Source organism: Propioniciclava soli (assembly GCF_014858005.1).
GTDB lineage: Bacteria > Actinomycetota > Actinomycetes > Propionibacteriales > Propionibacteriaceae > Propioniciclava > Propioniciclava soli.
On record NZ_JACYOT010000011.1, the window covers coordinates 41,463 to 66,351 of the forward strand.

Here is a 24,889-nt window from a genome sequence, read left to right on the forward strand (position 1 = left end):
GCAGCCCCCAGCGATGGGCCGGTGGTGGCGTCCCCTCACCAGGCGAGGGCGACGGCGAGCAGCACGAGGGCCTGGGTGATCTCGATCAGGGAGCCGAAGGTGTCCCCGGTCAGGCCGCCGAACCGCCGGAGCAGGTGACGGATCCAGCCGGCCGCCACCAGCCAGGCCAGCAGACTGCCCACGCCGAGCACCACCGCCCCGCGCACTCCCCCGGCCCACCAACCGGCACCCCCCGCGACGGCCAGCGCAGCGACGGCCGTCATGAGGAATGTGACCGGCGCCGTCACCTGCGCGAACAATTGCCCGAACCCGCCGTCGCGGGCCGGAGCGAACCACCGCGTCGTGCCCAGCAGCGCCGACACCCGGCCCACCAGCGGCGCGGCCACGAGGGCCGCCACCACGCCCGCGGCGTCCAACCGCGGTGACGCCAGCGCCGCGACGTCCAGCAGCAACACGAACACGAGTGTCGCCACGCCCATCGGCCCGATGTCGGACTGCCGCATGATGACGAGCGCGTCGGTGGCCGGCTTGCGCGAGCCGAGGGCGTCCGCCGTGTCGGCGACGCCGTCGAGGTGGAGGGCGCCGGTGAGGCCGGCCAGCGCGGCGACCCCCACCGCGGCGGCGAGCAGCGGGCCCGCCCCGGCGGCGAGCACCACCCAGGCCGCGACACCCGCCAGCACCCCCAGCAGCAGCCCGACCCACGGCAGCGCCGCGATGGCCCGCCGCGGCGTGTGGGGTCCGACGGCCACGGGCGGCACCGGGAGCCACGTGAAGAAGCTGACGCCGGCGTGCACCCCCTCCCCCACCGCCGCGAAGAACCCGCGGCTCACGGCTTCAACCTCGTCGGCAGGCCGGCCACCAGCCACCACACCTCGTCGGTCACGGCCGCCACGCGGGCGTTGACGATGCCCATCTGGTCGCGGAACAGGCGGCCGGACGCCGTGGCCGGCACCACGCCCTGGCCCACCTCGTTCGTCACGAGCACCACGTCGCGCCCCGTGCGCTCCAGCGCGGCCACCAGCTCATCGACCCGGTCACCCAGGCAGCGCAGTCCCTCGGCGGCGTCGGCCTCCCAGCAGCCGCACGCGTCCATCACGCGGGTGAGCCACACGGTCAGGCAGTCGATCAGGACGACGGCGCCTTGCTCGGCCGATCCGCTTCCCGGGCCCTCCCCCAGCACGGCCGCCAGGTCGACGGTCTCCACCGAGCGCCACGAGGCCGGCCGCCGCGCGACGTGCGCCGCGATGCGCTCGGCCCACTCCGGGTCATCGACGCGCGGCTCGGAGGTCGCGACGTAGTCGACGGACGCGGCGTCCGCCACGAGCTGTTCGGCGAACCGGGATTTGCCCGACCGCGCCCCGCCGATCACCAGCCGCCGCACGTCAGGCCCCCGGCGCGATGCCGGCGGACGCGAACGTCGCCATCTCGGCCATGAGCGTCGCCGACGCCGCCACCACCGGCAGCGCCGTCACCGCCCCGGAGCCCTCCCCGAGCCGCAACCCCAAACGCAGCACCGGCCGCAACCCCAACGCGGCGAGCGCGGCGGCGCACCCCGGCTCGGCCCCCTCGTGACCGGCGATCCAGAAGTCGGACGCCGCCGGCGCCAGCGCCGCGGCCACCAGCGCGGCCGACAAGACGTTCACGCCGTCGAGCACCACCGGCACCCGCGCCGCCGCCGCCCCCAGCAGCACCCCGACGATGGCCGCGTGCTCCAACCCACCCACGGCCGCCAGCGCCGCGAGCGGATCGGCGGCAGTGGCGCCGTTGACGTCGATCGCCCGCGCCACGAGCGCCTTCTTGCGCGCCAGCCGCTCCCCGGCTGCGCCGGCGCCGGCGCCGGTGCTCTCCGCGGGCGGCAAGCCCGTGAACACCGACACCAACGCCGCGGCCGCCGTCGTGTTGCCGATGCCGACCTCGCCGGGCACCAGGCAGCGGTGGCCGCGGGCCACAGCGTCGGCGGCGACGGTGAGCCCCACCTCGATCGCGGCCGTGCACTGCGCGGGCGTCAGGGCGGGCCCGACCGTCATGTCGGCGGTGCCCGCCGCGATGCGCCGGTCGTGGACGCCGGCGTCCTCGGGCAGGGCCGTGACCATGCCGACGTCGTACACCGCCACGTCCGCCCCCGCGTGCCGGGCCAGGACCGAGACAGCGGCTCCCCCGCCCGCGACCCCGGCCGCCATCTGCGCGGTGACCTCCTGCGGCCAGGGTGAGGGGCCGTGGGTCTGGACGCCGTGGTCGCCGGCGAAGACCGTCACCAGCGCGGGGGCGGGCACCGGCGGCGGGCACGTGCCGGCGATGGCGGCCAGCCTGCACCCCAGCGTCTCGAGCTCGCCGAGCGAACCCGGCGGTTTCAGCATGGCCAGCTGGTGGGCCTCGGCTGCGGCGCGCGCGTCGGCGTCCGCGCCGGTGATGGCGGCCAGCGTGCGGCCGAGCGGGCTGTCGGGATGGGTCATGGGCTTCTCTCCGGTGGGTGTCGTTACGGTGAGGGGGTGAGGTGGATCCTGGTGCGGCACGGGCAGTCGACGTGGAACGTCGAGGGTCGGGTGCAGGGCCAAGCGCCCGGCGTCGGCCTGACCGAGCTGGGCCGGCAGCAGGCGGCGGACGCCGGCGCCGCGGTCGCGGCGGTGCTGGGCCCCGAGGTGGACGGAGCGAGCGTGCGCGTCCTCACCTCCGACCTCGAGCGGGCCGCCGCGACGGCCGCGGTGGTGGCGGACGCGGTCGGCGCGCCGGTGGCGGCCGACCCGGACCTCCGCGAGCAGGACGCCGGCACCCTGACCGGACGCCTCACGCGCGAGCTCACCGCCCTGCCGACGCCTCCCGGGAGCCACGTGCACGCGGTGCGGTGGGGCGGCGGGGAGTCGATCGCGGACGTCTGGGAGCGCGTCGCCCGGTTCGTGGCCCGGACGCCGCCGGCCGCGGCGGTGGTCGTCGTCTCCCACAGCGCGACCCTGCAGGTGCTGCGCGCGGTGCTGGGGGGACGGTCCGGTGCCGAGGTGAGCTGGCGTGACGTGACCTGGCACGATGCGCTACTCACGGGCGGAGTCCTGGTGGTGGACGTGCCCGAAACCTGAGGACGACGCCTCGACCGCCTCCTGACGGAGGGCCCCGAGCACCCGGGCGAACTGCTGCGAGGTGGCGGCGTCGCGCACCGCGACCCGGATCCACTCCGGGCCGAGCCCCGGGAACGTCTCCCCACGCCGCACCGCGAACCCCCGATCGGCGAGCCGCTCCCGCACGCGCGGCCCGGCGGCGGTGGCGTCCACCAGCACGAACGGGGCCCCGGGTGTGGTCGCGTGGGGCACCGGGAATCCCGCCCCGGCCAGGGCGGACAGCAGGGCGGCGCGGTCGGCGTCCGTCCGGGTGGCGATGGCGGACGCCTCGGCCCTGGCCCGCGGCGTGGCGGACGCGCTCAGGGCGCGCAGCCCCGGAGTCGACACCTCCCACGGCACCTGCTGCGCGGCGAGGCGCGCGATGAGATTGGGGTCGCCCACGACGTAGCCGGCCCGCACGCCGGCCAGGCCCCACATCTTCGTGACCGAGCGCACCACCAGCAGGCCGGTGAGGTCCGGCGTCCCGCCACCCACCTCACGCGGGCCCAGCAGGGAGGCGGACTCGTGGGCGAAGTCCATGAACGCCTCGTCAACGACCAGCACGCGCCCGGGGCGGCGCAACGCGCGGACCCGTTCGGCCGGGTGCAGCACGCCCGTCGGGTTGGTCGGGTTGCCCAGCACCACCAGGTCGGCATCGGCCGGCACGAGGGCCGCGTCCAGCGTGAACGGCGGCGGCAGCAGGACGCGGCGCACCTGGGCCCCGGCGCGCAGCAGGGCGGCCTCGGGCTCGGTGAACTGGGGGTGCACGATGGCCGGCCTGCGCGCGCGCACACCGCGGGCCACCAGCGTGAACGCGGCCGCCGCGCCTGCGGTGGGCAGCACGCACGCGGCCGGGACGCTGTGCCGCGCGGCCAGGGCTTCCCTGGCCGCGGTGGGGTCGGGGTAGGCCACCCAGTCGGGGGGCGTCCCCAGCGCCGCCGCCAGCCAGGGCGGCGGGCCGGGGCGGACGTTGACGGCCAGATCCACCAACCCGGGCGAGGTATCGGCGTCGCCGTGGTGGTCGAGATCGAACGAGGGCGCCGTGCTCACGACGCCCTCCCCGCCAGCGCGAGCAGCGCGTCGAGGTCCACGTGGGTCACCACCGCGTCTGCGAGGCGCTCGATCATGGCCTCGCGCAGGGCGGCATGACCGGGGGCGTCGGCATCGGGCCTCCAGGCCGACCCACTCAGCGCCGCGACCTCCGCCAAGAACGCCACGCGGAACGCGTCGTCCTCCAGCGCCCCGTGCACCAGGGTGCCGAAGGTGGCGCCGACGCGCACCCCGTCGAGAAAGGGCTCGTCCACCTCGCCGATCAGAGCGCAGTGCCCGTGGTGAATTTCATAACCGGCGACGTCACGCCCGCGCCACGGCCACGACGTCCGTGCCGTCACCTTCGCGCCGAAGGTCACCGCCACGGGCAAGATCCCCAGGCCCGGCACCTCACCCACGCCGGACTCGACCCCGTCGTCGATCGTGGCGGCGAGCATCTCGTACCCGCCGCACACCCCGAGGGTCGGGCGTCCGGCCGCGTGACGCTCCCCCACCACCGCATCGATCCCCCGGGCGCGCAGCCACGCCAGGTCGGCCACCGTGGCGCGCGTGCCGGGCAGCACGAGCAGGTCGGCGGCCGCGCAGACGGCGGGATCCGCCGTCACGACCACTCGGACGCCGGGGGTGTGGGCGAGCGCGTCCACATCGGTGGCGTTGCTGATCCGCGGGAGCCGGACGACGGCCACCACGAGATCGGCCCCGTCAGCGCTCGGTCGCCAAGGACCCACGGTCAGGGCGTCCTCGGAGTCGAGCCACACGTCGTCCAGCCAGGGCAGGACGCCGAGGCACGGCAGACCGGTGCGACGGCTGATCTCGTCCAACCCCGGGGCGAGCACCGACGGGTCGCCGCGGAACTTGTTGATGACATAAGCCGCGAGCAGCGCCCGGTCGTCGTCGTCCACGAGCGCCCACGTGCCGTACAGCGAGGCCAAGACGCCGCCGCGGTCGATGTCGCCCACCAGCACGACCGGGAGGTCGAACCGGCGTGCCAGGCCGAGGTTCACATAGTCGCGGGCCCGCAGATTGATCTCGGCGGGCGATCCCGCGCCCTCCACCACCACCAGGTCGTGTGCGGCGGCCAACCGCTCGTACGCGGCGAAGGCGGCCTCCGCGAGGTGGGCGCGTCCGGTGGCGTACTCCCCCGCCTCGAGCGTGCCGGCGGGGCGTCCGTCGAGCACGACGAACGCCCGCCGGTCCGACCCGGGCTTGAGCAGCACCGGGTTGTGGCTGGCCGAGGGCTCCACCCGCGCCGCTTGCGCCTGGAGGTACTGGGCGCGGCCGATCTCGGCGCCGTCCGCGCACACGGCGGCGTTGTTCGACATGTTCTGCGCCTTGAACGGAGCCACGTCGATCCCCCGACGCACGAACGCGCGGCACAACCCCGTGACCACGAGCGACTTGCCGGCGTCCGAGGAGGTGCCGGCGATGAGTAGGCCGCTCATCGCGGACGGGGCGGGGTCGGGTGCACAGACATGGATCCTCACTGTCGAGATGGCGCGTCTCGAATCGTCGGGACCGACGCCCGTGAGTTCCTGACTGCCACCCTGCGGCGATCCGCAGGATGTCCACAGTGGCGCGACCGTGCCGGCTCTCCCCGGCTTCCTCACGTGGGCAACGGTGGTTCGTGCGTCAGTCTGGCACACGCCGCCGGAGCGCGGGGGCGTCGGCGGGCCTCGGCCGATCGGGTGGGTCGGACGCCGGGCGGCTCGGTAGGCTTGGGCGCATGGCCCAGCAGCACCACAGGCGCCGGTTCCGCGCCGGTGATGCCGATCGCGACGCCATCCTGCAGGTGCTGAACGAGGCCCACGTGGCCGGACGCCTCGGGCTCGCCGACCTGCGCTCCCGGCAGGAATCAGCGCTGCACGCCGTGTACGTCGACGAACTGCCGCCGCTCGTGGACGACCTGCCGGAGGGCTCCGCCTGGGCCAGCGACCACGGCTCCCACGCCCTGGCCGCGTCCCGGGTCGGAGGCTCGGTGGACGTCAGCCCGGCCGGCCAGTCCTGGACCTACACCGTCATGACCGGACGCCGCGTCGACGTTGCCCCCGGAGAGACGGTGCGCAACCTCGCGGTGCTGGGCGGCGACTCCATTCACCTCGGCGCGGCGTTGGGCCCCGGGGTCACGCTGATCCTCGAGGTGCCCACCTTCTTGGGCGGGCACACCCTGTTCGTCCCCGCCGGCGTCCGCGTGGTGGAGGAGACCCAGGGCGTGCTCGGCGGCAACACGGTGCGCCGCAAGGCCCAGGGCGACGGCTCGCAGGGCACGTTGGTGCTGCGCGGGCGCCAGATCATGGGCGGGCACACGGTTCGGCTCGAACGGCCCTGACCGTGGGGCCGACGCGGGTCAGCGCTCGGTGAGGTCCCAGGACTCCACGGCGGCCACGGCCACATCGCGCGCGGCGGCCGATCGTCGGGGGTTGCGATGCCCCACCACACCGATGGTCAGGCCTCCGGCGGTGCCGGACGCCGGCGTCCAGGCCGTGCCGCCGGAGGCGTCGTCCCCGCGCACGCAGAAGATGCCCTGTGCCTCCGCCCAGGCGGCCACCCGGGCGTTGACCTGGGGCTCGTCAGTCAGCGCCTGGACGTAGCGCGCCCCCTGAAGATCCTCCATGGTGAATTCCTTCTGCCGCCAGGTGAGGGCCCCGGCGGCGGCCAACTGGGCCAGCTCCGGGGTCACCCGTGGCGCGACCACCACCACGGCGGCGTCATCGGCGAGCAGGCGCGGGACGCGGCGGGAGGCGACGGCGCCGCCGCCCACCACCACGACGCGGCGGCCGGCCAGGGCCAGGCCCACGAGGTGGACCGGGGCACCCGGCGCCCCTCCGAAGCGTGCTGCGCTGCGGTACCGATCGGCCACGATGGCGGCCAGCGCGGTGGGAGTCAGGGGTGGGGCCAGACGAACGTCGACGTCGGTGTGCGCGGCCCGCCAGGAGTCCAGGGCGGCACGCGTCTCGGCGTGGAGCCCGCCGGTGCCCAGGCCGAGGACACCCACCACGATCTCACGAAATCCGAGAGCAACGGCGCTGGTCAGGGCGTCAATCAGGTCGGGGCGTGCCGTCCCCCCGAGGAAGGCGGTCAGCCCCAACCCCCACAGGCCCTGCTCCACGACGAGGCGCGCCGCCCGCGCCTGCGCCGCCCGCCCCTCGGGTGTGCCGACCCCCGGCCCGAGCACCACCGAGGCGACGCGGGACGGGCCGGCCCCGGTGACGGACCGCAGGCGGCTGCCCAGGTCGTCCGACAGCCGGGGGTCCCCCGCCGGTGACGTGGTGTAGGCGACCTCGCCGACCAGGTCATCGGCGACGCCCCGGCGTGCCCTGCCGCGCACCGGGCGGGCCGGTTCCACCCGGGCGATGATCGCGTCGAGGCCGTGGCGGTCACCCTCGGTCAGGAGGGGGACGACCACCATGCTCTTCGCGCTCCCCAGCGCTTCCCGGACTGCGTCGGCGAGGGACGAAACAGAGCCATTGATGAATCCGACCATGACCCTGACGTCGGGGAGCGTCTGGGCGAGGACGCCCTGCAGCGGTTCGACCTCCGCCGCGTGCTCGGGGCCATCGCAGGCGCCCGGAACGGCCAGGACGAGGGCGGGCTTCACCGGTCGGCCCCCCGCCCTCGGCGAACGGGACGCTGCGCGCGGGCTCGGGCGAGCCAGCCCAGGCACACGGCGCTCACCAATCCGGCCGACCACGTGACGGCCGTCACCAAGAAGGCCGCGCGGCCGACGGCGACGGCGTCCGGGCGGGGGTGGCTGGCCGAACCCAGCAGGCCGCGTACCTCCACTCGCTCGCCGTAGACGTTGGCCCCGCCCAGCTGAACTCCGAGCGCACCGGCCCACGCGGCCTCGCACCACCCGCCATTGGGGCTGGGGTGGTCATGGGCATCGCGCAGCACCGTCCGCGCAGTGTTCCACGTGGAACCACCCACCGCCGGCGCCCAGCCACAGGCCAACGCGGCCGTGACCCGGGCGGGAACCCAGTCCAGCACATCGTCGAGGCGTGCGGCCGCCGTGCCGAAGTGCCGATACCGGGGAGTGCGGTGGCCCACCATGGCGTCGAGGGTGTTGGCACCGCGGTGCACCAGGAGGCCGGTCACGCCGCCCACGCTTCCCCAGAACAGCGAGGCGACAGCCGCATCGGCGGTGTTCTCGGCCAGGGACTCCACCGTCGCGCGGCCCAGCTCTCCCCCGTCGAGCCCTGTCGGGTCCCGGCCGCACAGGTGCGGCAGGCGTTGCCGGGCTGCCATCATGTCATCGGACGCCAACGCTGCGGCCAGCAACCGCCCTTCCCGGGAGAGGCTACGGGCTCCGACGCACACCCACGTGGTCAGAGCGGTGGCTGCCATGGCCAGGAGGGGGTGACGACGCGTCCCGGTGTCCACGAGAAGTCCGAGCACCGCGACCGGGGCCAGGCTGAGAGCGGTGTGCGCCACGCCACGCGCGCTGGAGTCGCTGTACAGCCAGCGTTCGACCGTGCTTGACCAGGCGCCGAACCAGGCGACGGGATGGTGGCGTTCGGGATCGCCCCAGGCGGCATCGACAGCAAGGCCGAGCAGCAGTCCCAGACCGCGCGCCGTCAGGAGCGAGCGGCGCCTGGAACGGTGAACACCGCGTCGCTCGGCGTCCATGCCACTCCTCCCCCGATTCCCGCCGCGAGGCCGCAGCTGGCCTTGGTGGTGCGGTCTGCTCACCTTAACAGGGCGTCGATGGGGACACCCGGCAGCTGGGCTATATACCGATAAAACGATATGACAAAGGGGTTTGTCGACACGCAGCGCCAGTGGTGCTGCCCGAGAGTGGGAAGGTGCCGCTGTTGTCGTTCAGTTGCGGGTCTCACGGCGAGGACAGCTGACCAAGGTCCGCGAGATGGGTAGTGTTCACGCAGTATCGCGGTCGAGGACGGTCACGCGGCTCGGCGTTCCGGGCCGATGGACGCCGTTGCTGAGGGGGAATCCACACATGACAGAAGGTGCAGCGCGTCGCGCCGCCTACGACGAGCCGGAGTTCGGGGCCAACGTGCCCGACGCCCCCGATGACCTGGCTATTGACGTTCCACGTGAAACCCCGACACTCCCCCAGCCCGACGCGCCCCGTGTCATGGTGGTGGCCAATCAGAAGGGCGGGGTCGGCAAGACCACGACCGCGGTCAACATCGCCGCAGGATTGGCCATGGGGGGCCTACGCGTCTTGGTCGTCGACATGGACCCCCAAGGCAACGCCTCCACGGCGCTGGGCGTGGACCACGAGGAAGGCACCACCGGTGCCTACGAGGTGTTGGTGGACGGGCATCCGTTGGTGGATGCTCTCCAGCGGTGCGCCGACATCCCCGGGCTGTGGGTGCTGCCCGCCACCATCGATCTCGCCGGAGCTGAAGTCGGTCTGGTCGCCACGGTTTCACGTGAAACGCGGCTCCGCAGCGCGCTCGACGTGTTCTTTCGCGATTTCTATGTCGATTACGTCATCATCGACTGCCCACCCTCACTGGGCCTCCTTACCCTCAATGCGCTCGTGGCAGCCAAGGAGATCATGATCCCGATTCAGTGCGAGTACTACGCGCTGGAAGGTGTCACGCAACTGCTGCGCACCATCAACCTCGTCAAGGGCCGCTTGAACGACGAACTCACCCTCACCACCGTGGTGCTGACGATGTTCGACGGGCGGACGAACTTGTCGTCCCAAGTCGCCGACGAGGTACGCACGCATTTCGCACGTGAGGTGCTTGACACCGTCATTCCTCGGTCCGTCCGTATTGCCGAGGCCCCCAGTTACGGCCAGACCGTGCTGACCTATCAACTCGCGTCCGTTGGGGCGCAGGCCTATCACAAGGCTGCCGTCGAGATCGCTGAGCGAGGCGTCGGTGTCCACTGACAGCGCTGGCACGCCCTGCGCCGTCCACCCAGCGAGGCGCACCTGCGCCCAGAAGAGGAGAGAGCACCATGGCAAACAAGCCGCGTAGTGGCCTGGGACGGGGCCTGGGCGACCTAATCCGGCCCACGAGCGCTCCGTCGGAGCCCTCCCAGGCAAGCCCGGGCCGAATCACGGACGCCGCCTCGACCGGACACCCGGATGGCACAGCGGCGGCTGGCCAGGGCCGCGCGACGACGGGGACGAACAGGGGTAACGAGGCTGAGGCCCTCGACCTCGTTCCGGCACCCAGCGGGGCAGCGTTCGCCGAGATCGAGATCGAGCGGGTGACGCCCAACCCGAAGCAGCCACGCCAGGTGTTCGACGAGGACGATCTGGCCGAGCTGAGCGCGTCCATCGCCGAGGTGGGTCTGCTTCAACCCATCGTCGTCCGTCGTGCGGGAGGTGACTACGAGCTGGTGATGGGGGAGCGTCGCCTGCGCGCCAGCAAGCTGGCCGGCCTCGCCACGATCCCAGCCATCATTCGGGACACCGACGAGCACGATCTTCTCCGTGACGCCCTGCTGGAGAACCTGCACCGGGCGCAGCTCAATCCGCTGGAGGAGGCTGCCGCCTACCAGCAGATGTTGGACGACTTCGGGTGCACGCAGGAGGAGCTGGCGGCGCGGATCAAGCGGTCCCGGCCCCAGATCTCCAACACCATCCGCCTCCTGCGTCTCCCGGCGCCCGTGCAGCGTCGCGTCGCAGCCGGGGTGCTCTCCGCCGGGCACGCGCGGGCCCTGCTGAGCCTGGAGGATCCGATGGCGCAGGAGCGGCTCGCGCAGCGGATCGTGGCCGAGGGGCTCAGCGTCCGAGCGGTGGAGGAGCTGGTGGCGCTGGGGGAGCGGGAACGCGTCGGCCGGCGCCCGCGGGCCGTGCGGGCCCCGTCCCCGCGGGCCGAGACCCTGGCGTCCACCCTCACCGACAGTCTCGACACGCGGGTGGCCGTGCAGATCGGCAAGAACAAGGGCAAGATCACCATCGAGTTCGCGGGGGAGGACGACCTGGAGCGCATCCTCACCGTGCTCAGGCAGGGCGTGCCCACAAACTAACAAGTCGATAAATGTACTGAACCGGGAACCCCGGGACAGTGGCCCCGGGGCGAAGGTCACCCGGGACGACCGCTCAGGCGGGGGGAGTCGTCTCGACGGGGCTCTCGACGGCGGCGAGGCGCTGCCGGACATCGCGGGTGGCGTTGTGCTCGGCCCAGAACGAGAGGAACGGCACGGTCCCGGCCGCCGCGATGATCAAAAGCCGTAGCCAGGGCCACTTCACGCGGTGCCCGAGATCGTAGGCCGTGATCAACAAGAGCATGTAGAGCCAACCGTGGGGCATACCGGTCAGGGTCACGACCAGGTCGTTGCCCGCCAGGTACTTCAGGGGCATCCCGACCAGCACGAGCACCGCGAGCAGCACACCGACCACCCAGGCCATCACGCGGTACCGCATGAGGGCGCCGGTGACGCCCGGCACATCCTGGGGCTGCAGCGGGTGGGTGTCCAACGACATGCTCACGGGGTGGGCGTCCTCTCCTGGTCGTTCGGTGGGGTCACGTCCCTCAGCTCGGTGCGGGCGGCCGCCTCGGCGTCCAGTCGATCGCGGCGCCCCATGCCGTGCGCGATGCGCACGCTCATGCCGAGCGCGAAGGCGGCGAACACCCACCACTGGAGAGCGTAGCCACTGTTCCGCGCGGCGCCCTCACCCTCGGGCAGGGCGACCGGAGCCACGGCCAAACCCTGGTCGGCCGATTCGTCGGCCGTCAGCGTGATGAAGCCGGCGGCGAGTTGCTGGGGCCACACCTGGGCGAGCGCCGGCATGCGCACGGAGGCGATCGTGCCGGGCGGGGTGCCGTCGACGTCCCCCTCACCGGGGAGGAGCAGGCCGGTCTCGGTCTGGGGCCCGGTGGGCGGCTCCGGCACCGCCCCGCCGTCCGCCACGAGGCCCCGCACCACCGGCAGGACGCGGCCGTCGGGCAGTTCCAGGGCGGTCAGGACGCGAAACTGCCCGTCGGTGGGCAGCAGCAGCTCCTGGCCCGGCAGATACGTACCGGACGCGATCACCTGCTTGCCGTACACGTCACCGGTGACCTCACCATCGGTCATGTTGTCCGCGAGCTGCACCGGTGGCTGGGCGGCCCGGTCGGCGATGCCGCGGTTGCCGGAATCCACGAAGACCTGCATCTGCCACAGCCCGAGCAGCACCATGACGAACGCCACCACCGCACCGGCGGTCACGAGCAAGATCTGCTTCAGGCGGGTGCTCATGCCGAGGCGCTCTCCTCCCGGCCCCGCGCGGCGGCCACGAGCGAGGAGCAGATCTCCTCGAACGACACCCCGCTCGCCTCGATGGCGAGGGGGAGCAGGCTGGTGTCGGTCATGCCGGGGGCAACGTTCACCTCGAGGAAGTACGGGGTGTCGTCGCGGATGATGAGGTCGGTGCGGGAGACGTCCCGCAGCCCGAGGATCCGGTGCGCCTGCACGGCCAGGTCGGCGCAGGCGTCCGCGACGGCCGCGGGCAGGTCGGCCGGGGCGCTGAACCGGGTCTGCCCGGCGGTGTAGCGGGCCGCGTAGTCATAGGGCCCGCTGACGGGCTCGATCTCGACCGCCGGCAGGGCGGTGGGTCCGTCGCCCAGATCCACGACGGAGACGGCCACCTCGCGGCCCTCGATGAACTCCTCGACGATGGCGACCTCGCCGTAGCCGAACGCCGTCACGATGGCGGCGGGCAGGGCGTCCGCGCTCTCGACCCGGGTGCAGCCCAGCGAGGATCCGCTCTGCGCGGGCTTGACCATCATCGGGAACCCGATGCCGGACGCCAGCGCCTCGACCAGGGCGTGGGCCCCGAGCTCGCGGAACATGTCCTGGGGGAGCGCGGCCTGCCGCGGCGTGGCGAAACCGGCGGCGGCCACCAGCGGCGTCGCGACCGCCTTGTCGAACGCGATGTGCGAGGCCCGGCCGGTGGAGCCGATGTAGGACACGCCCAGCACGTCGAGCACCTCGCGCAGGGCCCCGTCCTCCCCGGCCCCGCCGTGCAGCACCGGAAAGACCAGCGGGTCGTCCGCGTCCGCCAACACCGACAGCAACTGACCGTTCACGTCCGCCTCGAGGACGGTGTGACCCGTCTCGCGGAGCGCCGTGGCAACCCGCCGACCTGAGCGCAGCGACACCTCGCGTTCGTGGGAGAGCCCTCCGGCGAGGACGACGACGGTTCCAGTGGGATCGGCCACGGTGTGCTCCTTGGCTGGTGGTGAGGGGGTCAACTCAGGTCGGGCGCCGGGCCGAGGCCGGGCCGGTGCAGCGGTGTCTCCGCGCCCAGCCCGAAGGTGGCGCGCATCTCGAGCTCGGCGGCGATGACGCGGCCGAGTCGCCGCGTGCCCTCGTAGATGCGCTCGGCGGTCGGGAAACAGTAGGACGCCCGCAGGTTGCGGCCGCCGAAACCGTCGGCGTAGAACGCCGAGCCGGGCACGTAGGCCACCCGCTCGTTGACGGCGCGGGCGAGCAGCGCCTGGGAGTCCAGACCCTCCGGCAGCGTGACCCACACGAAGAAGCCACCCGTCGGACGCGTCCACGTGGTGCCGGCCGGCATGTGGTCCTCCAAGCCGCGGAGCATGGCGTCGCGCCGCTCGCGGTACATGTCGCGGAAGGCCACGATCTGGCCGCGCCAGTCGAACCGGTCGAGGTAGGCCGCGATCGCGAACTGGCTGAACACCGGCGGGGACAGCACGGCCGCCTCCTGGGCGATGACCAGGCGTTCGCGCACGGCGTGCGGCGCGAGCACCCACCCGATGCGGAACCCCGGCGCGAACGTCTTGGAGAACGACCCGAGGTAGATCACCTGGTCGTCCATCGCCCGCAGCGCCGGCACCGGGTCGCCGTCGAACGTCAACAGGCCGTACGGGTTGTCCTCGACGACGAGCAGATCGACCTCGTGGGCCACGTCGAGCAGCGCCCGGCGCCGGTCCAGCGTCTGGGTGATGCCGGTGGGGTTGTTGTAGTTGGGGATGGTGTAGAGGAACTTCACGCGCGCCCCCTCGGCGCGCAGGGCCAGCACGGCGGTGCGCAGCGCGTCCGGGAGCAGTCCGTGCTCGTCCATCGCCACATGGTGGATCCGCGCCTGCGAGGCGTTGAACGTCCCCAACGCCCCGACGTAGCTCGGCGCCTCACACAAGATGACGTCGCCCGGGTCGATGAAGATGCGCGTGACCAGGTCGAGCGCCTGCTGGCTGCCGCAGGTGACGACGACGTCGTCGGGGTTGGCGTGGATCTGCTCCTCCGCCATCACCTCCACGATCTTCTCGCGCATGAACAGCTCGCCCTGCCCGGAGCCGTACTGCATGGCCTGGACGCCGGCGCTGCGCACGAGGTCGTTGAAGGCGTCCCCGATCGTGCCCAGCGGTAGGTCGGTGATGTTCGGCATGCCGCCGGCCAGAGAAACCACCTCGGGGCGGTTGGCGACGGCGAAGAGAGCTCGGACCGCGGAGACCGTCATGGACGACGTCCGTTCTGCATACTGGTCGACGTAGGGGTCCAGCCGCGTGCTGCGGCGGGGCATCTCAAGCGAGCTCACCGGTCCATCCTCCCACTCGGGCCGGTGTCGGCCAAAGGAGGTGCGGCGGTGCGATCGCTCGTTCGGCTCGACAGTGTCGATCTGCGCTCCCTCGCCTGCCCGTGGTGCGGGCGGACGCCGCGGGGCGCCCTGTTCGGGTGGAAGGCGGTGCGGGACGGTGCCGTCGTGGGCGCCGTGGCCTGCGCCCCCGCGTCGCAGGTGGGCGACGTCCACCCGCCCGGTTCGGTGGTGATCGTGCAGATGTGGGTGCGTCAACCCGATCTCGGCGAGCTGATCGGAACGCAACTGATCCAACGGCTGGCGGCGGCGGAGGGGGCGCGCCGCGTCCGACGCATCATCGCCCCGGGCACGCTCGGAACGCCCGACTGCGCGCACCTCCCCGGCGTGTGGCTGGAGGGCCGTGGGTTCGTGGAGTGCGTCCGCGGCAAGCAGTGGAAGCTCGATCTGCGCAGCACCGTGCGGGTGCCGGACGCCGTGCGCGGCGTGGTGGACGCCCTCGTCCGGGCCACGCGCGCCGAACGCCCGGCGTCCGCACGAGGGACGCCGAGCGTTCGGGAGGAGTTGTCCACAGGGTTGTCCCCAACTGTGCACAGAATCACACGGTTGTAAGTCGACCCGGCGGACGAGGGGTTCAGCGCTCCGCAACCGCCGCGCCGAGGGGGCTCACCTCGGGGTAGTGGTTGTCGTAGCGGTAGAGGAAGGCGGCCATCGCGTCGCGGTTGATCGGCGTGGTCGGACGGAACTCGTTGCCGTTGGCCGTCGGCCAGCCGGTGGTGATGCCCGTCGTGGCCAGCCAGTCGATTTCCGTGTGGAACGGCATGCTCGGCGGGACGTCCACGAAGCGCTGGCCGAACGGCACGTGCCGCGGCGAACCGGCGAAGCGGTAGAGGAAGGCCGCCATGGCGTCGCGGTTGATGGCCGTCGTGGGCCGGAACTCGCGGCCCGCGTCGGTCTCCCAGCCGGTGGTGATGCCCTGGGCCGCCAACCATTCGATCTCGGTGTAGAACTGGTTGTCCTCACCCACGTCGACGAACGTCTGGCCATCCGGCGTGAAGTCCGGCGAACCCGCGAAGCGGTAGAGGAAGGCCGCCATGGCGTCACGGTTGATCGGGGTGGTCGGGCGGAACGTGCCGTCCGGGTAGCCCGTCGTGATCCGCTCCCCGGCGAGCCACATGATCTCGTCGTGGAACTGCAGCCCCTCGGGGACGTCGGAGAAGGTCGGCACGAGGTTGCGGTCGGCAGGGATGTCGGCGTACCCGCCGAGGCCCACATCGCCGTAGTCACGGTCCACCATCGCGGTGGTGCCCGAGATGATCAGCCGCACCGTCGGCCCGAGCGTCCCGCCGCGGCGGAAGTTGTCCGTCGTTCCGATCGTGTCGATGAACGACTGCACCAGGCCGTTCGGCATCACGTAGTGCGAGTACGCCTGGAAGGCACCGGGGTGCTGGTTGAAATCGGGGTCGAACGGGTTGCCCTGCAGGTAGTTGAGGTTCGTCGGGTTGCCCAGGGCGAGGCCGGAGCCCCGGTTGAGCGGCTGGAAGTCGCTGCGGATGCCGTCGCCGACGAAGCCGTAGACGCCCTCGGGCCCGTCCATGCCCCACGCGAAGGTGGAGCGGTGGCTGATCGTGAACAGGTAGTACTTCCCGTCCTTGATGTAGATCTGCGGGCGCTCGGTCTGGTCGGTGACACAGTTGGCCGACAGGATCGGCGGCAGGAAGCGCCACGCGGTCAGGTCGTCGTTCTCGGCGACGGCCAGGCCGACGTTGGCCATCTGGTACACCGCGCCGTTGTCCATGACCTCGGTGAGATCCTCGGCATGGGGGTCGTCCGCGGCGTAGCCCAGGTCCTCCACCGTGCAGGAGCGCGAGCCGCGCTCGACGGCGCTGTTGCCCTCGAACACCATGAAGGTCTCACCTGGGTGGGCCGGATCCTCGAACGTGAACGGGTCGCGGAAGTTGAAGTACGGGTTCTGGTCGCCGTCCTGGTACCACCGGCCGTCGGCCTGGAGCAGGTCGGTGACCGCATCGAAGCCGGTGAAGGACACCCCGTCGTCGTCGGCGTGGATCGTGCCGATGCTCAACGCGATGCGCGGGTCGTAGGGCTTGATGTCGGCGCCGGAGGCGTCCCGGTAGAACGCAACGTCGGTGAAGAACAGCTTGACCGTGCCGTCGGGGAAGACGCGGGCCGAACCGGACCACTCCGTCTGGTGGCTGAAGCTCTGGTCGTCGAAGATGACGCCGGTCACGCCGTCCTCGAACAGCAGGCCACCGTAGGTCCAGCCACCGTTCTCGGGACGCTCGTCAGCCGGGATGCCCGCCTCACGGTAGAAGTAGCCGATCCGGGCGAACTGGTGCCGCTCGTCGAAGCCGAGGCTCCGGTCGGCCACCAGGGAGAAGACGACCTCCCAGCCGAGCACGCTGTACTGGTGGGAGCGCTCGTCGGTGAGCGGCCAGGTGTCCCACACCCACACCTGGTCGTTGCTCATGTCCGGGAAGTCCTGCGACACCGTGGGCATCGTGTACTCCGTGGGCATCGAGTTCTCACGCGAGCCGGCGGTCGGGTCGGACATGGCCTGGAGCTGCATCGCATCCGCACGCGTCCAGCGCGCGGTGAAGTCGGAGTTGATGGGGTGATATGCCTCCTGGGTGTGCACCGTGGGGGCGGCGAAGCCCGGCACGGCATCGGGAACGGCGGCACGGGCGGTGGGGAGACCCACCAAGGAGGAGAGCATCGCGGCCACGAGCACCATGGCTGCGAGGACACGGTTGACTGGTCTGGTTTTCACGTCTGGCACCTCTTGTCGTGTGGTGATGTGATGTCCCGCGTGGTACCCGTTGCTACCCTGTGAAGGGCCCCCCACCATGGATCGAACCAGACACCGATTGCCGGTGTCAACGGGCTTCGGCGTTGATGTGACAAGTTGAGGACGCCTTCGGGGGGATTTCTGTGAACGCACTCCCCGGGGCTCGTCGCAGGCTTAGGCTGATGCCGATCTGACCAGCCGGTACCTGTTCCCCCCCAACGGACCACCCCCCGCCAAGGAAGGATCACGATGCACCGACGTGTCTCGCGCCGCGGGACGTGGAGTGTGAAGGCCGCCACCGGGGTGGTGGCCTTCACACTCGCCACTCTCGGCCTCAGCGCGTGCGCGCCCAAGCCCATCCCGAGCCCGTCGCCCACAGCGGTGGCGCCGACCCCGACGGCCGTCACGCCCAGCCCGCAGCCCGGGCGTCCGGCGCTGCACATCACCCCGCCCGACCGCTGGATCAACGATCCACAACGACCGTTCTTCCGGGACGGTCAGTGGCACCTCTACCACCTCTACAACGCCGACTACCCCGACGGGAACGGCACCTCCTGGTACCACCTCACCTCGACCGATCTCGTGCACTGGCGCGACGAGGGCGTCGCGATCGAGAAGTATCGCAACGGTCTCGGTGACATCTGGACCGGGAGCGCCGTCGTCGACACCGAGAACACCGCCGGTTACGGTGCCGGGGCCGTCCTCGCGCTGGCGACCCAGCAGCATGACGGCGTCCAGGTGCAGTCACTGTTCCACTCCGCCGACGGCGGGTTCACGTTCGCCTCGGCCGACGGCAACCCCGTGATGCCCAACCCGGGCGTGCCGGATTTCCGGGACCCCAAGGTGTTCTGGGACGCCGCGCACTCCCGCTGGGTCATGGCCCTGGCCGAGGGGGACGCGATCGGCTTCTACACCTCACCGGACCTGCGGGCCTGGACCTACCGCTCCCGGTTCACCACCACCGGCCTCGGCGTCCTGGAGTGCCCCGACCTGTTCCCGCTCGCCGTGGACGACGATCCGGGCGAGGTCGTCTGGGTGCTGATGACCGGCGCCAACGGCGCGGCCGAGGGCTTCACCACCGGGACGGCTGCCTGGCTGGGGGAGTGGGACGGCGAGGCCTTCACGAGCGACGGTGACCACCAGTGGGTGGACGCCGGCCCGGACTTCTACGCCGCCACCACGTGGGAGGACCCCCGGGTGTCGGACGCCGAGCAGCTCCAGAGCCGCTACCTGATCGGCTGGATGAACAACTGGAACTACGCCACCGACCTGCCCGCCCCCGACTGGGCCGGGGGCACTCTCTCCCTCGTGCGCGAGCTGGCCCTGCGCACGGTGGACGGCCAGCCGCGCCTGGTGGTCCAGCCCCTGGGCGGGCTGGACGCGCTCGCCCCGGCGGACGAGGGGCCGGGCGCGGACGTCACCGTGACCGAGAGCTGGGAGGCGTCCGACCCGCTGCCCGACGGGGCCTACCGGCTGCGTGTGACCGTGGCCCGCGACGACGCCCACCCGGCCCGGGAGACCCGCCTGTTGCTGGATGCGGGCGACGGGTCCTTCATCACGGTGGGGTACGACTTCGCCGGCCAGCGGGTGTTCGTGGCGCGCGACACCGACGCCATCGCCGCAACGATGCCGGAGGACTACCGTGCGATCCGCTCGGCCCCGCTCGCGCCCGACGACGGGGCGGTCGACCTCGACATCATCGTGGACGACACCACGGTCGAGGTGTTCGCCGGTGGGGGAGAGGCGACGTTGAGCTCCGTCGTGCACACCGCACCCGGCGCGCGCGGGTGGGGCGCGGCGTCCGTGGCCGGCGTCACTCGGCTGCTGGACCTGCGGGTGGAGCCGCTGGCGGCCGCCCCCGTCCAACAACCGTGACGCGAGCCGGGCCGGCGGGCTGGGTCAGCGCCGGTCCATCGGCACGTAGGCGCGCTCGGTCTCACCGACGTAGATCTGCCGCGGACGGCCGATCTTGTTGGTCGGGTCGTTGACCATCTCGCGCCACTGGGCGATCCAGCCCGGGAGCCGGCCGAGCGCGAACAGGACGGTGAACATGTCCACCGGGAACCCCATGGCCTGGTAGATCAGGCCGGTGTAGAAGTCCACGTTCGGGTAGAGCTTGCGCTCGACGAAGTAGTCGTCGTTCAGCGCGGCCTCTTCGAGCTCCAGCGCGATGTCGAGCAGCTGGTCGGAGCCCTCGCGCTTGCCGAGGATCGAATCGGCGTGCTTCTTGATGATCGCGGCGCGCGGATCGTAGTTCTTGTAGATCCGGTGACCGAAGCCCATGAGCTTCGTGGTGTCCTTCTTGTCCTTCACCCGGCCCATGTAGTCCGCCACCGAGATGCCGTCGTCGCGAATGGACGCCAGCATCTCCAGCACGGCCTGGTTGGCGCCGCCGTGGAGCGGGCCCGACAGGGCGTGGACGCCGGCGCTCACCGAGGCGTACAGGTTGGCCTGCGACGAGCCGACCAGGCGGACGGTCGACGTCGAGCAGTTCTGCTCGTGGTCGGCGTGGAGGATCAGCAGGACGTCGAGCGCTCGCGTCACCTCGTCGTCGAACTCGTACGGCTCCGTCACGGTGCCGAACGACATGCGCAGGAAGTTCTCGATGTAGCTCAACGAGTAGTCCGGCCACAACGTCGGGCTGCCGAGGGAGTTCTTGAACGAGTAGGCCGCCAGGGTGGGCAGCTTGGCCATGAGGCGGTGCGTCGCGGCGTCCACCCGCTCGGCGTCGAAGCCGATCGTGTCGGTGGAGAACGTGCTCAGCGCGGTGATGGCCGCGGACAGCACGGGCATGGGGTGCGAGCGGCGCGGGAAGATGCGGAACAGCTCGCGCAGCCGCTCGTCGATCACCATGTGCCGGCTGATCTTCTGGGTGAACTCGTCGAGCTCGGTCTGGGTGGGCAGCTCACCGTAGAGCACCAGGTAGGACGTTTCGAGGAACGTCGACTTCTCGGCGAGCTGCTCGATCGGGTAACCGCGGTACTGCAGGACGCCGGCGTCCCCGTCGATGTAGGTGATGGCCGACTTGCAGACAGCCGTGTTGGCGAAGCCGTTGTCGTAGGTCGTGTCCCCTGTCGTGGCCAGCAGCTTGCCGATGTCGTAGCCGTTGTTGCCCTGGGTCGCCCCCACGAAGGGCAGCTCGAGCTCGTGCTCGCCAGCGGTGAAGGTGGCCGGGTTCGTCATCGAACATCTCCTTGGGTGTGCAGACAGGTGAACGGGAGCAGCCTAGCGTGCTGGTCCGGCAGAGCTGCCAACCGATGAGGACGATAGTTGATATTTCAACCACACGGTGCTAGGGTGGTGCCCACAACCGAGAACGACAGCTCCACCGAACAGAAGAGGAAGCATCATGACGCAGCTCACCGAACTCCAGGGCACCTACACGCTCGACCCGACGCACAGCGAAGTCGGCTTCGTGACCCGCCATGCCATGGTCACCAAGGTGCGTGGCCGCTTCAACGACTACTCCGGCACCGCGACGATCGACGGCGCCAACCCCAGCAACTCCTCGCTCGAGGTGACGGTACAGGCCGCCAGCCTCGACACGAACAACGCCGACCGTGACACCCACGTCCGCAGCGCCGACTTCTTCGACGTCGAGCAGTACCCGACGATCACGTTCCGCAGCACCGACTTCGCGGTCTCCAACGACACCGTCGACGTGACCGGCGACCTCACCATCAAGGACGTCACGAAGTCCGTCACGATCCCGTTCGACTTCAACGGCGCCGCCACCGATCCCTTCGGCAACGAGCGCATCGGCTTCGAGGGCAAGGTCGACGTCTCCCGCGCCGACTACGGCCTCACCTGGAACGCCGCCCTCGAGACCGGTGGCTTCCTCGTGGCCGACAAGGTGACCCTCGAGTTCGAGGTGTCCGCCGTCAAGCAGGCCTGAGCCCGTCCGCACGGGCCGCCGGCGCGGGGGGGATCAGCCGATCCCCGCAGCGTCGGCGGCTTCGGCACAGGCGGCTTCGGCACAGGCGGCGGTGACGCCGTCGATGATCTCGTCCACCTGCTCGGCCGTGACGACCAGCGGCGGGGAGAGCCGGATCGTGGTGCCGTGGGTGTCCTTGGCCAGCAGGCCACGCCGGAGCAGGCGCTCGCAGATCTGCTTGCCGGTGCCGAGGTCGGGGTGGACGTCGAGCCCCAGCCACAACCCCACCTGACGCAGGTCGGTGAGCCAGCCGCGCTCCACCAGCGGCGCGAGCCCGGCCCGCAGCTGGGCACCCCGGGCGCGGGCGGCGTCCTGCATCTCGCCGGTGCCCAGGAGTTCGACGACCTCGCGCCCGATCGCGCAGGCGAGCGGGTTGCCGCCGAACGTCGAGCCGTGGCTGCCCGGGGTGAACACGCCGAGCACCGCCCGGTCGGCCACCACGGCGGAGACCGGCATGATGCCGCCGCCCAGCGCCTTGCCGAGCACGTAGACGTCCGGCACCACGCCCTCGAGGTCGCAGGCGAACGTGGTGCCCGTGCGGCCGAGGCCCGACTGGATTTCGTCGGCCACCATCAGCACGTCGTGCGCGGTGCAGAGCTCCCGGACGGCGCGCAGGTAGCCTGCCGGCGGGATGATGACGCCGGCCTCGCCCTGGACGGGCTCCACCAGTACGGCGACCGTGCGGTCGTCGATGGCGGACGCCAGCGCGTCGGCATCCCCGAACGGCACCTGGACGAACCCGCCCATGTAGGGCGCGTACTCGGCGCGCGCCTCGGTGTCGTTGCTGAACGAGATGATCGTGGACGTCCGGCCGTGGAAGTTGCCCGTCATCACGATGATGCGCGCCTCACCCTCCGGCACCCCCTTGACGCGGTAACCCCACTTGCGGGCCGTCTTGATCGCGGTCTCGACCGCCTCCGCGCCGCTGTTCATGGGCAGCACGACCTCCTTGCCGCACAGCCGCGCAAGGGCCTCGACGAACGGGCCGTACGGCTCGGCGTGGAAGGCGCGCGAGACCAGCGTCACCCGGTTCAACTGCGCCGTGGCGGCGGCGACCAGGCGCGGGTGGCCGTGGCCGAAGTTGACCGCGGAGTAGCCGGCCAGGCAGTCGAGGTAGCGGTGGCCGTCGATGTCGTGGACGACCGCTCCCTCGCCACGGGCCAGCACGACGGGGAGCCGGGCGTAGGTGTGGGCACCCCAGGCGTCCGCCTGGTCGATGGCGGCCTGCTGGCGGGGGGATGGGGCATCGAGAGCCATGGCGCCTCCTGACGTGGGCCGGCGGGCGCCGGTCGCGGACGTCCCGATTCTATCGGTTGCGGCCAAAGCGCAGCTAGGCCGCAGGATTCGTCGCCTTGGAGCGCGTGGCCCGAACAATGTCCTTCCAACTCAGCCGTTGGTCGTAGGCGATCGACCCCTCGCGGAACAACCGCACGCCGAGGGAGAGGGCGAGCACCGCGCAGAGCACGATCACGGCCAGCACCAGACCGGCTTGCCACAGCTCGATGGAGCCCACCGCATTGCGCGTGAGCGTGGTGACCGGGGCGGTGAGGGGAAAGTAGGTCAGCACGCGGGAGAACACCGACTCGGGCGTCTGCAGCACCAGCGGCAGCGCGTAGAGCGGCAGGAACATCGCGATGATCACGGAGCCGAAGGCGGAGCCGGCGTCCTTGGCCGACGGCATCACGGCACCGATGGCCACCAGGATGCCGGCGAACAGCACGAAGCTCGCCAGGAACAGGGCGGCGCCCATGAGCACCCGCGGGAGGTCGACGGCCGCCTGACCGGCGGCGGCGGCGTCCGCCATCTCGGCCGCCGGGGCACCCACCAGCGAGGTCAGGCCGGGCACCAGTGCCATCGCCAGGAGCGGCACCAGCAGCACGAGCCCCTGGACGATGCCGACGAGCACGACGCCGATGACCTTGCCGATGATGAGCGTGCTCGGGTGCACGGTGGTCAGGATCATCTCGGTGACCCGGTTCTCCTTCTCCTCCACCGTGATGTTCAACATCTGCTGGCCCAGCATGACGACCGCCATGAAGAGCAGGACGAGGAAGAGCGCCGGTGCGATCGCTGCCCCCCAGCCGGGCGCCGGTGCGCCCCCCGCCCAGAGCTCGCTGGTGACGGTGAACCCGTCGAGCACGGACGTCAACCGGGGCTCGTCGATGCGGGCGACGGCCGACTGGGTGAGCAGGGCGCGCGCCACGGACGTCCAACGCCCCGATTCCATGAGGCCCAGGTCCTCGCCCACGACGTGGACGCCCTCGGCGACCGGATCGGCGGGGATGTCGATGTGCAGCGCCGAGCGACCCTCCCGGACGGCGGCCGCGGCCGCCTCGGGATCCGCGGCCGCGGTGCCGCCCAGCCCGGCGGCGACGCTCGGGTCGACGATGCCGGAGGCGTCGGTGTAGGTGAACGTGACGGGCTCGGCGTCGCTCTCGAGGCTGGACTGGGCGGCGGAGGCGCCGCTGAAGAAGCTCAACCCGAACAGGAGGGCCATCAGCAGGGGCACCGAGAGCGTGGCGATCCAGAACGAGGGCTTGGCGAGCGTGCGGCGCACCTCGAACGCGATGACCGTGCCGATGTTGTGGGCGTTCATGCGGAAACCTCCTCCTGCGCGGCGTGGCCGTAGACCTTGAGGAACACCTGCTCCATCGACAGCCGCGACGCGTCGAAGGAGCGGACGTCGACGCCGGCGTCCACGAGCTCGCGCAGCACGTCGCGGGGCTCGACGCCGGCGTCCAGCTCGAGCTCGGCGTAGCTGCGCTCGGTGGTGATCGGACGCCACCGGGTCGAGGTGGGCAGGGGGCCGCCGTGGTGGAGCCGGACGGTGCGGCCGCCGTAGGCGTCCTGCACCTCGGGCACCGTGCCGTACGCCTCGGCGCGGCCGTCCTTCAACAGGAGCACGCGGTCACAGAGCCGTTCGACCTCGTCCATCTGGTGGGTGATGATGACGACGGTCGCGCCGCCGCGGCGCTGGTCCTCCACGATGTCCAGCAACAGCCGCCGGTTGACGGGGTCGAAGCCCTTGGTGGGCTCGTCCAGCACCAAGATCGTCGGGTTGTCCATGATCGTGACGCCGAGCTGCACCTTCTGCTGCTGGCCGCCGGAGAGCTTGTCGAGCCGCGTGGTGGCGTGGGACGCGAGGCCCACCCGTTCGAGGTAGTACGTCGACCAGAGCGCCGCCTCCGCGCGCGGCATGCCCTTGAGCTGCCCGAAGTAGGTCATCACGTCGATGACCTTCTCCTTCTTGTACAGGCCCCGCTCCTCGGGCAGGTAGCCGAGCGAGGAGTTGTGGGCGGGGTCGAACGGCCGACCCTCGACGTGCAGCGTGCCGGCGGTGGGGGTGTAGATGCCCAGCAGGGCGCGGATCGTGGTGGTCTTGCCCGAACCGTTCGCCCCCAGCAGGCCGAACGTTTCACCGGGGCGCACGTCGAAGCTGAGGTGGTCGACCGCGGTGCGCGCGCCGAAGCGCATGGTGAAGTCGGTGACCTCGATGGCAGGGGTGCTCATGGGCTCCATGCAAGCACAGCGCCGGGGGCGGGACGACC

The 24,889-nt window shown here is 71.7% G+C and carries 23 protein-coding genes; 7 read left to right on the forward strand and 16 right to left on the reverse strand.

Features of this window, described 5'->3' with window-relative positions:
• Positions 1–35 precede the first annotated feature (35 nt).
• Genes cobS through cobT form a run of 3 tightly spaced genes read right to left on the reverse strand, consistent with a single transcriptional unit; the run spans position 36 to position 2,453 of the window.
• A complete protein-coding gene (gene cobS / locus IFY26_RS11995) occupies positions 36–830 on the reverse strand; it encodes an adenosylcobinamide-GDP ribazoletransferase (protein WP_232549238.1) in 795 nt (264 codons plus the stop codon).
• Entirely contained in the window at positions 827–1,381 is a 555-nt protein-coding gene (gene cobU / locus IFY26_RS12000; protein WP_232549239.1) for a bifunctional adenosylcobinamide kinase/adenosylcobinamide-phosphate guanylyltransferase, read from the reverse strand. The genes cobS and cobU overlap by 4 nt, the downstream gene beginning before the upstream one ends.
• Position 1,382: 1 nt before the next feature.
• A complete protein-coding gene (gene cobT / locus IFY26_RS12005) occupies positions 1,383–2,453 on the reverse strand; it encodes a nicotinate-nucleotide--dimethylbenzimidazole phosphoribosyltransferase (protein ID WP_232549240.1) in 1,071 nt (356 codons plus the stop codon).
• A 36-nt stretch (positions 2,454–2,489) separates the two neighbouring features.
• On the opposite strand from cobT, the gene IFY26_RS12010 reads away from it, so the two are divergent.
• Positions 2,490–3,071: a histidine phosphatase family protein gene (locus IFY26_RS12010; protein WP_232549241.1), complete on the forward strand. Its 582-nt coding sequence runs from the start codon at positions 2,490–2,492 to the stop codon at positions 3,069–3,071.
• Here the strand turns inward: IFY26_RS12010 and cobC are convergent.
• Together cobC and IFY26_RS12020 are read right to left on the reverse strand one after the other, a co-directional pair.
• Complete coding sequence (gene cobC / locus IFY26_RS12015) at positions 3,027–4,139, reverse strand: Rv2231c family pyridoxal phosphate-dependent protein CobC (RefSeq protein WP_232549242.1); 1,113 nt, start codon at positions 4,137–4,139, stop codon at positions 3,027–3,029. The genes IFY26_RS12010 and cobC overlap by 45 nt on opposite strands.
• Positions 4,136–5,581 carry a cobyric acid synthase gene (locus IFY26_RS12020; RefSeq protein ID WP_232549243.1) on the reverse strand — a complete coding sequence of 482 codons (1,446 nt, stop codon included), beginning with the start codon at positions 5,579–5,581 and terminating at the stop codon, positions 4,136–4,138. The genes cobC and IFY26_RS12020 overlap by 4 nt, the downstream gene beginning before the upstream one ends.
• A gap of 281 nt (positions 5,582–5,862) precedes the next feature.
• Here IFY26_RS12020 and IFY26_RS12025 point away from each other — a divergent pair, with 281 nt between their 5' ends.
• Positions 5,863–6,465, forward strand: coding sequence for a DUF1707 SHOCT-like domain-containing protein (locus IFY26_RS12025; RefSeq protein WP_232549244.1), 603 nt, complete (start codon positions 5,863–5,865; stop codon positions 6,463–6,465).
• A gap of 18 nt (positions 6,466–6,483) precedes the next feature.
• On the opposite strand, the gene IFY26_RS12030 is transcribed toward IFY26_RS12025, so the two are convergent.
• Together IFY26_RS12030 and cbiB are read right to left on the reverse strand one after the other, a co-directional pair.
• Positions 6,484–7,734, reverse strand: a complete 1,251-nt coding sequence (locus tag IFY26_RS12030; RefSeq protein ID WP_232549245.1) for an NAD(P)-dependent oxidoreductase — start codon at positions 7,732–7,734, stop codon at positions 6,484–6,486.
• On the reverse strand, positions 7,731–8,762 hold the full coding sequence (cbiB, locus tag IFY26_RS12035; protein WP_232549246.1) for an adenosylcobinamide-phosphate synthase CbiB: 1,032 nt from the start codon (positions 8,760–8,762) through the stop codon (positions 7,731–7,733). Before cbiB ends, IFY26_RS12030 begins: the two co-directional genes overlap by 4 nt.
• Before the next feature lie 331 nt (positions 8,763–9,093).
• Between cbiB and IFY26_RS12040 the strand changes: the two genes are divergently transcribed.
• A complete protein-coding gene (locus IFY26_RS12040; protein WP_269779459.1) occupies positions 9,094–10,002 on the forward strand; it encodes a ParA family protein in 909 nt (302 codons plus the stop codon).
• A 68-nt stretch (positions 10,003–10,070) separates the two neighbouring features.
• A complete protein-coding gene (locus tag IFY26_RS12045; RefSeq protein ID WP_232549247.1) occupies positions 10,071–11,090 on the forward strand; it encodes a ParB/RepB/Spo0J family partition protein in 1,020 nt (339 codons plus the stop codon).
• A gap of 73 nt (positions 11,091–11,163) precedes the next feature.
• On the opposite strand, the gene IFY26_RS12050 is transcribed toward IFY26_RS12045, so the two are convergent.
• The 4 genes from IFY26_RS12050 to IFY26_RS12065 are packed head-to-tail and all read right to left on the reverse strand — an operon-like array spanning position 11,164 to position 14,589.
• The gene (locus IFY26_RS12050) at positions 11,164–11,547 is read right to left on the reverse strand and encodes a DUF3817 domain-containing protein (RefSeq protein WP_232549365.1); all 384 of its coding nucleotides are present in this window, start codon (positions 11,545–11,547) and stop codon (positions 11,164–11,166) included.
• Between the two features lie 2 nt (positions 11,548–11,549).
• On the reverse strand, positions 11,550–12,302 hold the full coding sequence (locus IFY26_RS12055) for an SURF1 family protein (protein WP_232549248.1): 753 nt from the start codon (positions 12,300–12,302) through the stop codon (positions 11,550–11,552).
• Positions 12,299–13,264, reverse strand: coding sequence for a D-alanine--D-alanine ligase family protein (locus IFY26_RS12060; protein WP_232549249.1), 966 nt, complete (start codon positions 13,262–13,264; stop codon positions 12,299–12,301). The genes IFY26_RS12055 and IFY26_RS12060 overlap by 4 nt, the downstream gene beginning before the upstream one ends.
• Positions 13,265–13,293: 29 nt before the next feature.
• Positions 13,294–14,589, reverse strand: a complete 1,296-nt coding sequence (locus IFY26_RS12065; RefSeq protein WP_232549366.1) for an aminotransferase-like domain-containing protein — start codon at positions 14,587–14,589, stop codon at positions 13,294–13,296.
• Between the two features lie 63 nt (positions 14,590–14,652).
• Here IFY26_RS12065 and IFY26_RS12070 point away from each other — a divergent pair, with 63 nt between their 5' ends.
• Complete coding sequence (locus IFY26_RS12070) at positions 14,653–15,213, forward strand: hypothetical protein (RefSeq protein ID WP_232549250.1); 561 nt, start codon at positions 14,653–14,655, stop codon at positions 15,211–15,213.
• Between the two features lie 22 nt (positions 15,214–15,235).
• Here the strand turns inward: IFY26_RS12070 and IFY26_RS12075 are convergent, their stop codons facing one another.
• Positions 15,236–17,389, reverse strand: a complete 2,154-nt coding sequence (locus tag IFY26_RS12075) for a glycoside hydrolase family 68 protein (protein WP_232549251.1) — start codon at positions 17,387–17,389, stop codon at positions 15,236–15,238.
• 267 nt (positions 17,390–17,656) lie between these two features.
• Here IFY26_RS12075 and IFY26_RS12080 point away from each other — a divergent pair, with 267 nt between their 5' ends.
• Complete coding sequence (locus IFY26_RS12080) at positions 17,657–19,282, forward strand: glycoside hydrolase family 32 protein (protein ID WP_232549252.1); 1,626 nt, start codon at positions 17,657–17,659, stop codon at positions 19,280–19,282.
• Positions 19,283–19,306: 24 nt separating this feature from the next.
• On the opposite strand, the gene IFY26_RS12085 is transcribed toward IFY26_RS12080, so the two are convergent.
• On the reverse strand, positions 19,307–20,590 hold the full coding sequence (locus IFY26_RS12085; RefSeq protein ID WP_232549253.1) for a citrate synthase: 1,284 nt from the start codon (positions 20,588–20,590) through the stop codon (positions 19,307–19,309).
• A gap of 166 nt (positions 20,591–20,756) precedes the next feature.
• Between IFY26_RS12085 and IFY26_RS12090 the strand changes: the two genes are divergently transcribed.
• The gene (locus tag IFY26_RS12090; RefSeq protein WP_232549254.1) at positions 20,757–21,302 is read left to right on the forward strand and encodes a YceI family protein; all 546 of its coding nucleotides are present in this window, start codon (positions 20,757–20,759) and stop codon (positions 21,300–21,302) included.
• A gap of 33 nt (positions 21,303–21,335) precedes the next feature.
• On the opposite strand, the gene rocD is transcribed toward IFY26_RS12090, so the two are convergent.
• From rocD to IFY26_RS12105, 3 genes are all read right to left on the reverse strand, one after another.
• On the reverse strand, positions 21,336–22,598 hold the full coding sequence (rocD, locus tag IFY26_RS12095) for an ornithine--oxo-acid transaminase (protein ID WP_232549255.1): 1,263 nt from the start codon (positions 22,596–22,598) through the stop codon (positions 21,336–21,338).
• Between the two features lie 73 nt (positions 22,599–22,671).
• Positions 22,672–23,937, reverse strand: a complete 1,266-nt coding sequence (locus tag IFY26_RS12100) for an ABC transporter permease (protein WP_232549256.1) — start codon at positions 23,935–23,937, stop codon at positions 22,672–22,674.
• Positions 23,934–24,851, reverse strand: a complete 918-nt coding sequence (locus IFY26_RS12105) for an ABC transporter ATP-binding protein (protein ID WP_232549257.1) — start codon at positions 24,849–24,851, stop codon at positions 23,934–23,936. The genes IFY26_RS12100 and IFY26_RS12105 overlap by 4 nt, the downstream gene beginning before the upstream one ends.
• Positions 24,852–24,889: the final 38 nt, after the last annotated feature.

Excerpts from the sequence above, each read along its gene's own strand:
- IFY26_RS12040 (WP_269779459.1), top strand. The coding sequence starts at position 9,094 with ATGACAGAAGGTGCAGCGCGTCGCGCCGCCTACGACGAGCCGGAGTTC.
- IFY26_RS12105 (WP_232549257.1), bottom strand. The coding sequence starts at position 24,851 with ATGAGCACCCCTGCCATCGAGGTCACCGACTTCACCATGCGCTTCGGC.
- IFY26_RS12085 (WP_232549253.1), bottom strand. The coding sequence starts at position 20,590 with ATGACGAACCCGGCCACCTTCACCGCTGGCGAGCACGAGCTCGAGCTG.
- IFY26_RS12020 (WP_232549243.1), bottom strand. The coding sequence starts at position 5,581 with ATGAGCGGCCTACTCATCGCCGGCACCTCCTCGGACGCCGGCAAGTCG.
- IFY26_RS12090 (WP_232549254.1), top strand. The coding sequence starts at position 20,757 with ATGACGCAGCTCACCGAACTCCAGGGCACCTACACGCTCGACCCGACG.
- cobT (WP_232549240.1), bottom strand. The coding sequence starts at position 2,453 with ATGACCCATCCCGACAGCCCGCTCGGCCGCACGCTGGCCGCCATCACC.
- IFY26_RS12055 (WP_232549248.1), bottom strand. The coding sequence starts at position 12,302 with ATGAGCACCCGCCTGAAGCAGATCTTGCTCGTGACCGCCGGTGCGGTG.
- IFY26_RS12100 (WP_232549256.1), bottom strand. The coding sequence starts at position 23,937 with ATGAACGCCCACAACATCGGCACGGTCATCGCGTTCGAGGTGCGCCGC.
- rocD (WP_232549255.1), bottom strand. The coding sequence starts at position 22,598 with ATGGCTCTCGATGCCCCATCCCCCCGCCAGCAGGCCGCCATCGACCAG.
- IFY26_RS12050 (WP_232549365.1), bottom strand. The coding sequence starts at position 11,547 with ATGTCGTTGGACACCCACCCGCTGCAGCCCCAGGATGTGCCGGGCGTC.
- IFY26_RS12065 (WP_232549366.1), bottom strand. The coding sequence starts at position 14,589 with ATGCCCCGCCGCAGCACGCGGCTGGACCCCTACGTCGACCAGTATGCA.
- IFY26_RS12080 (WP_232549252.1), top strand. The coding sequence starts at position 17,657 with ATGCACCGACGTGTCTCGCGCCGCGGGACGTGGAGTGTGAAGGCCGCC.
- cbiB (WP_232549246.1), bottom strand. The coding sequence starts at position 8,762 with ATGGACGCCGAGCGACGCGGTGTTCACCGTTCCAGGCGCCGCTCGCTC.
- IFY26_RS12025 (WP_232549244.1), top strand. The coding sequence starts at position 5,863 with ATGGCCCAGCAGCACCACAGGCGCCGGTTCCGCGCCGGTGATGCCGAT.
- IFY26_RS12045 (WP_232549247.1), top strand. The coding sequence starts at position 10,071 with ATGGCAAACAAGCCGCGTAGTGGCCTGGGACGGGGCCTGGGCGACCTA.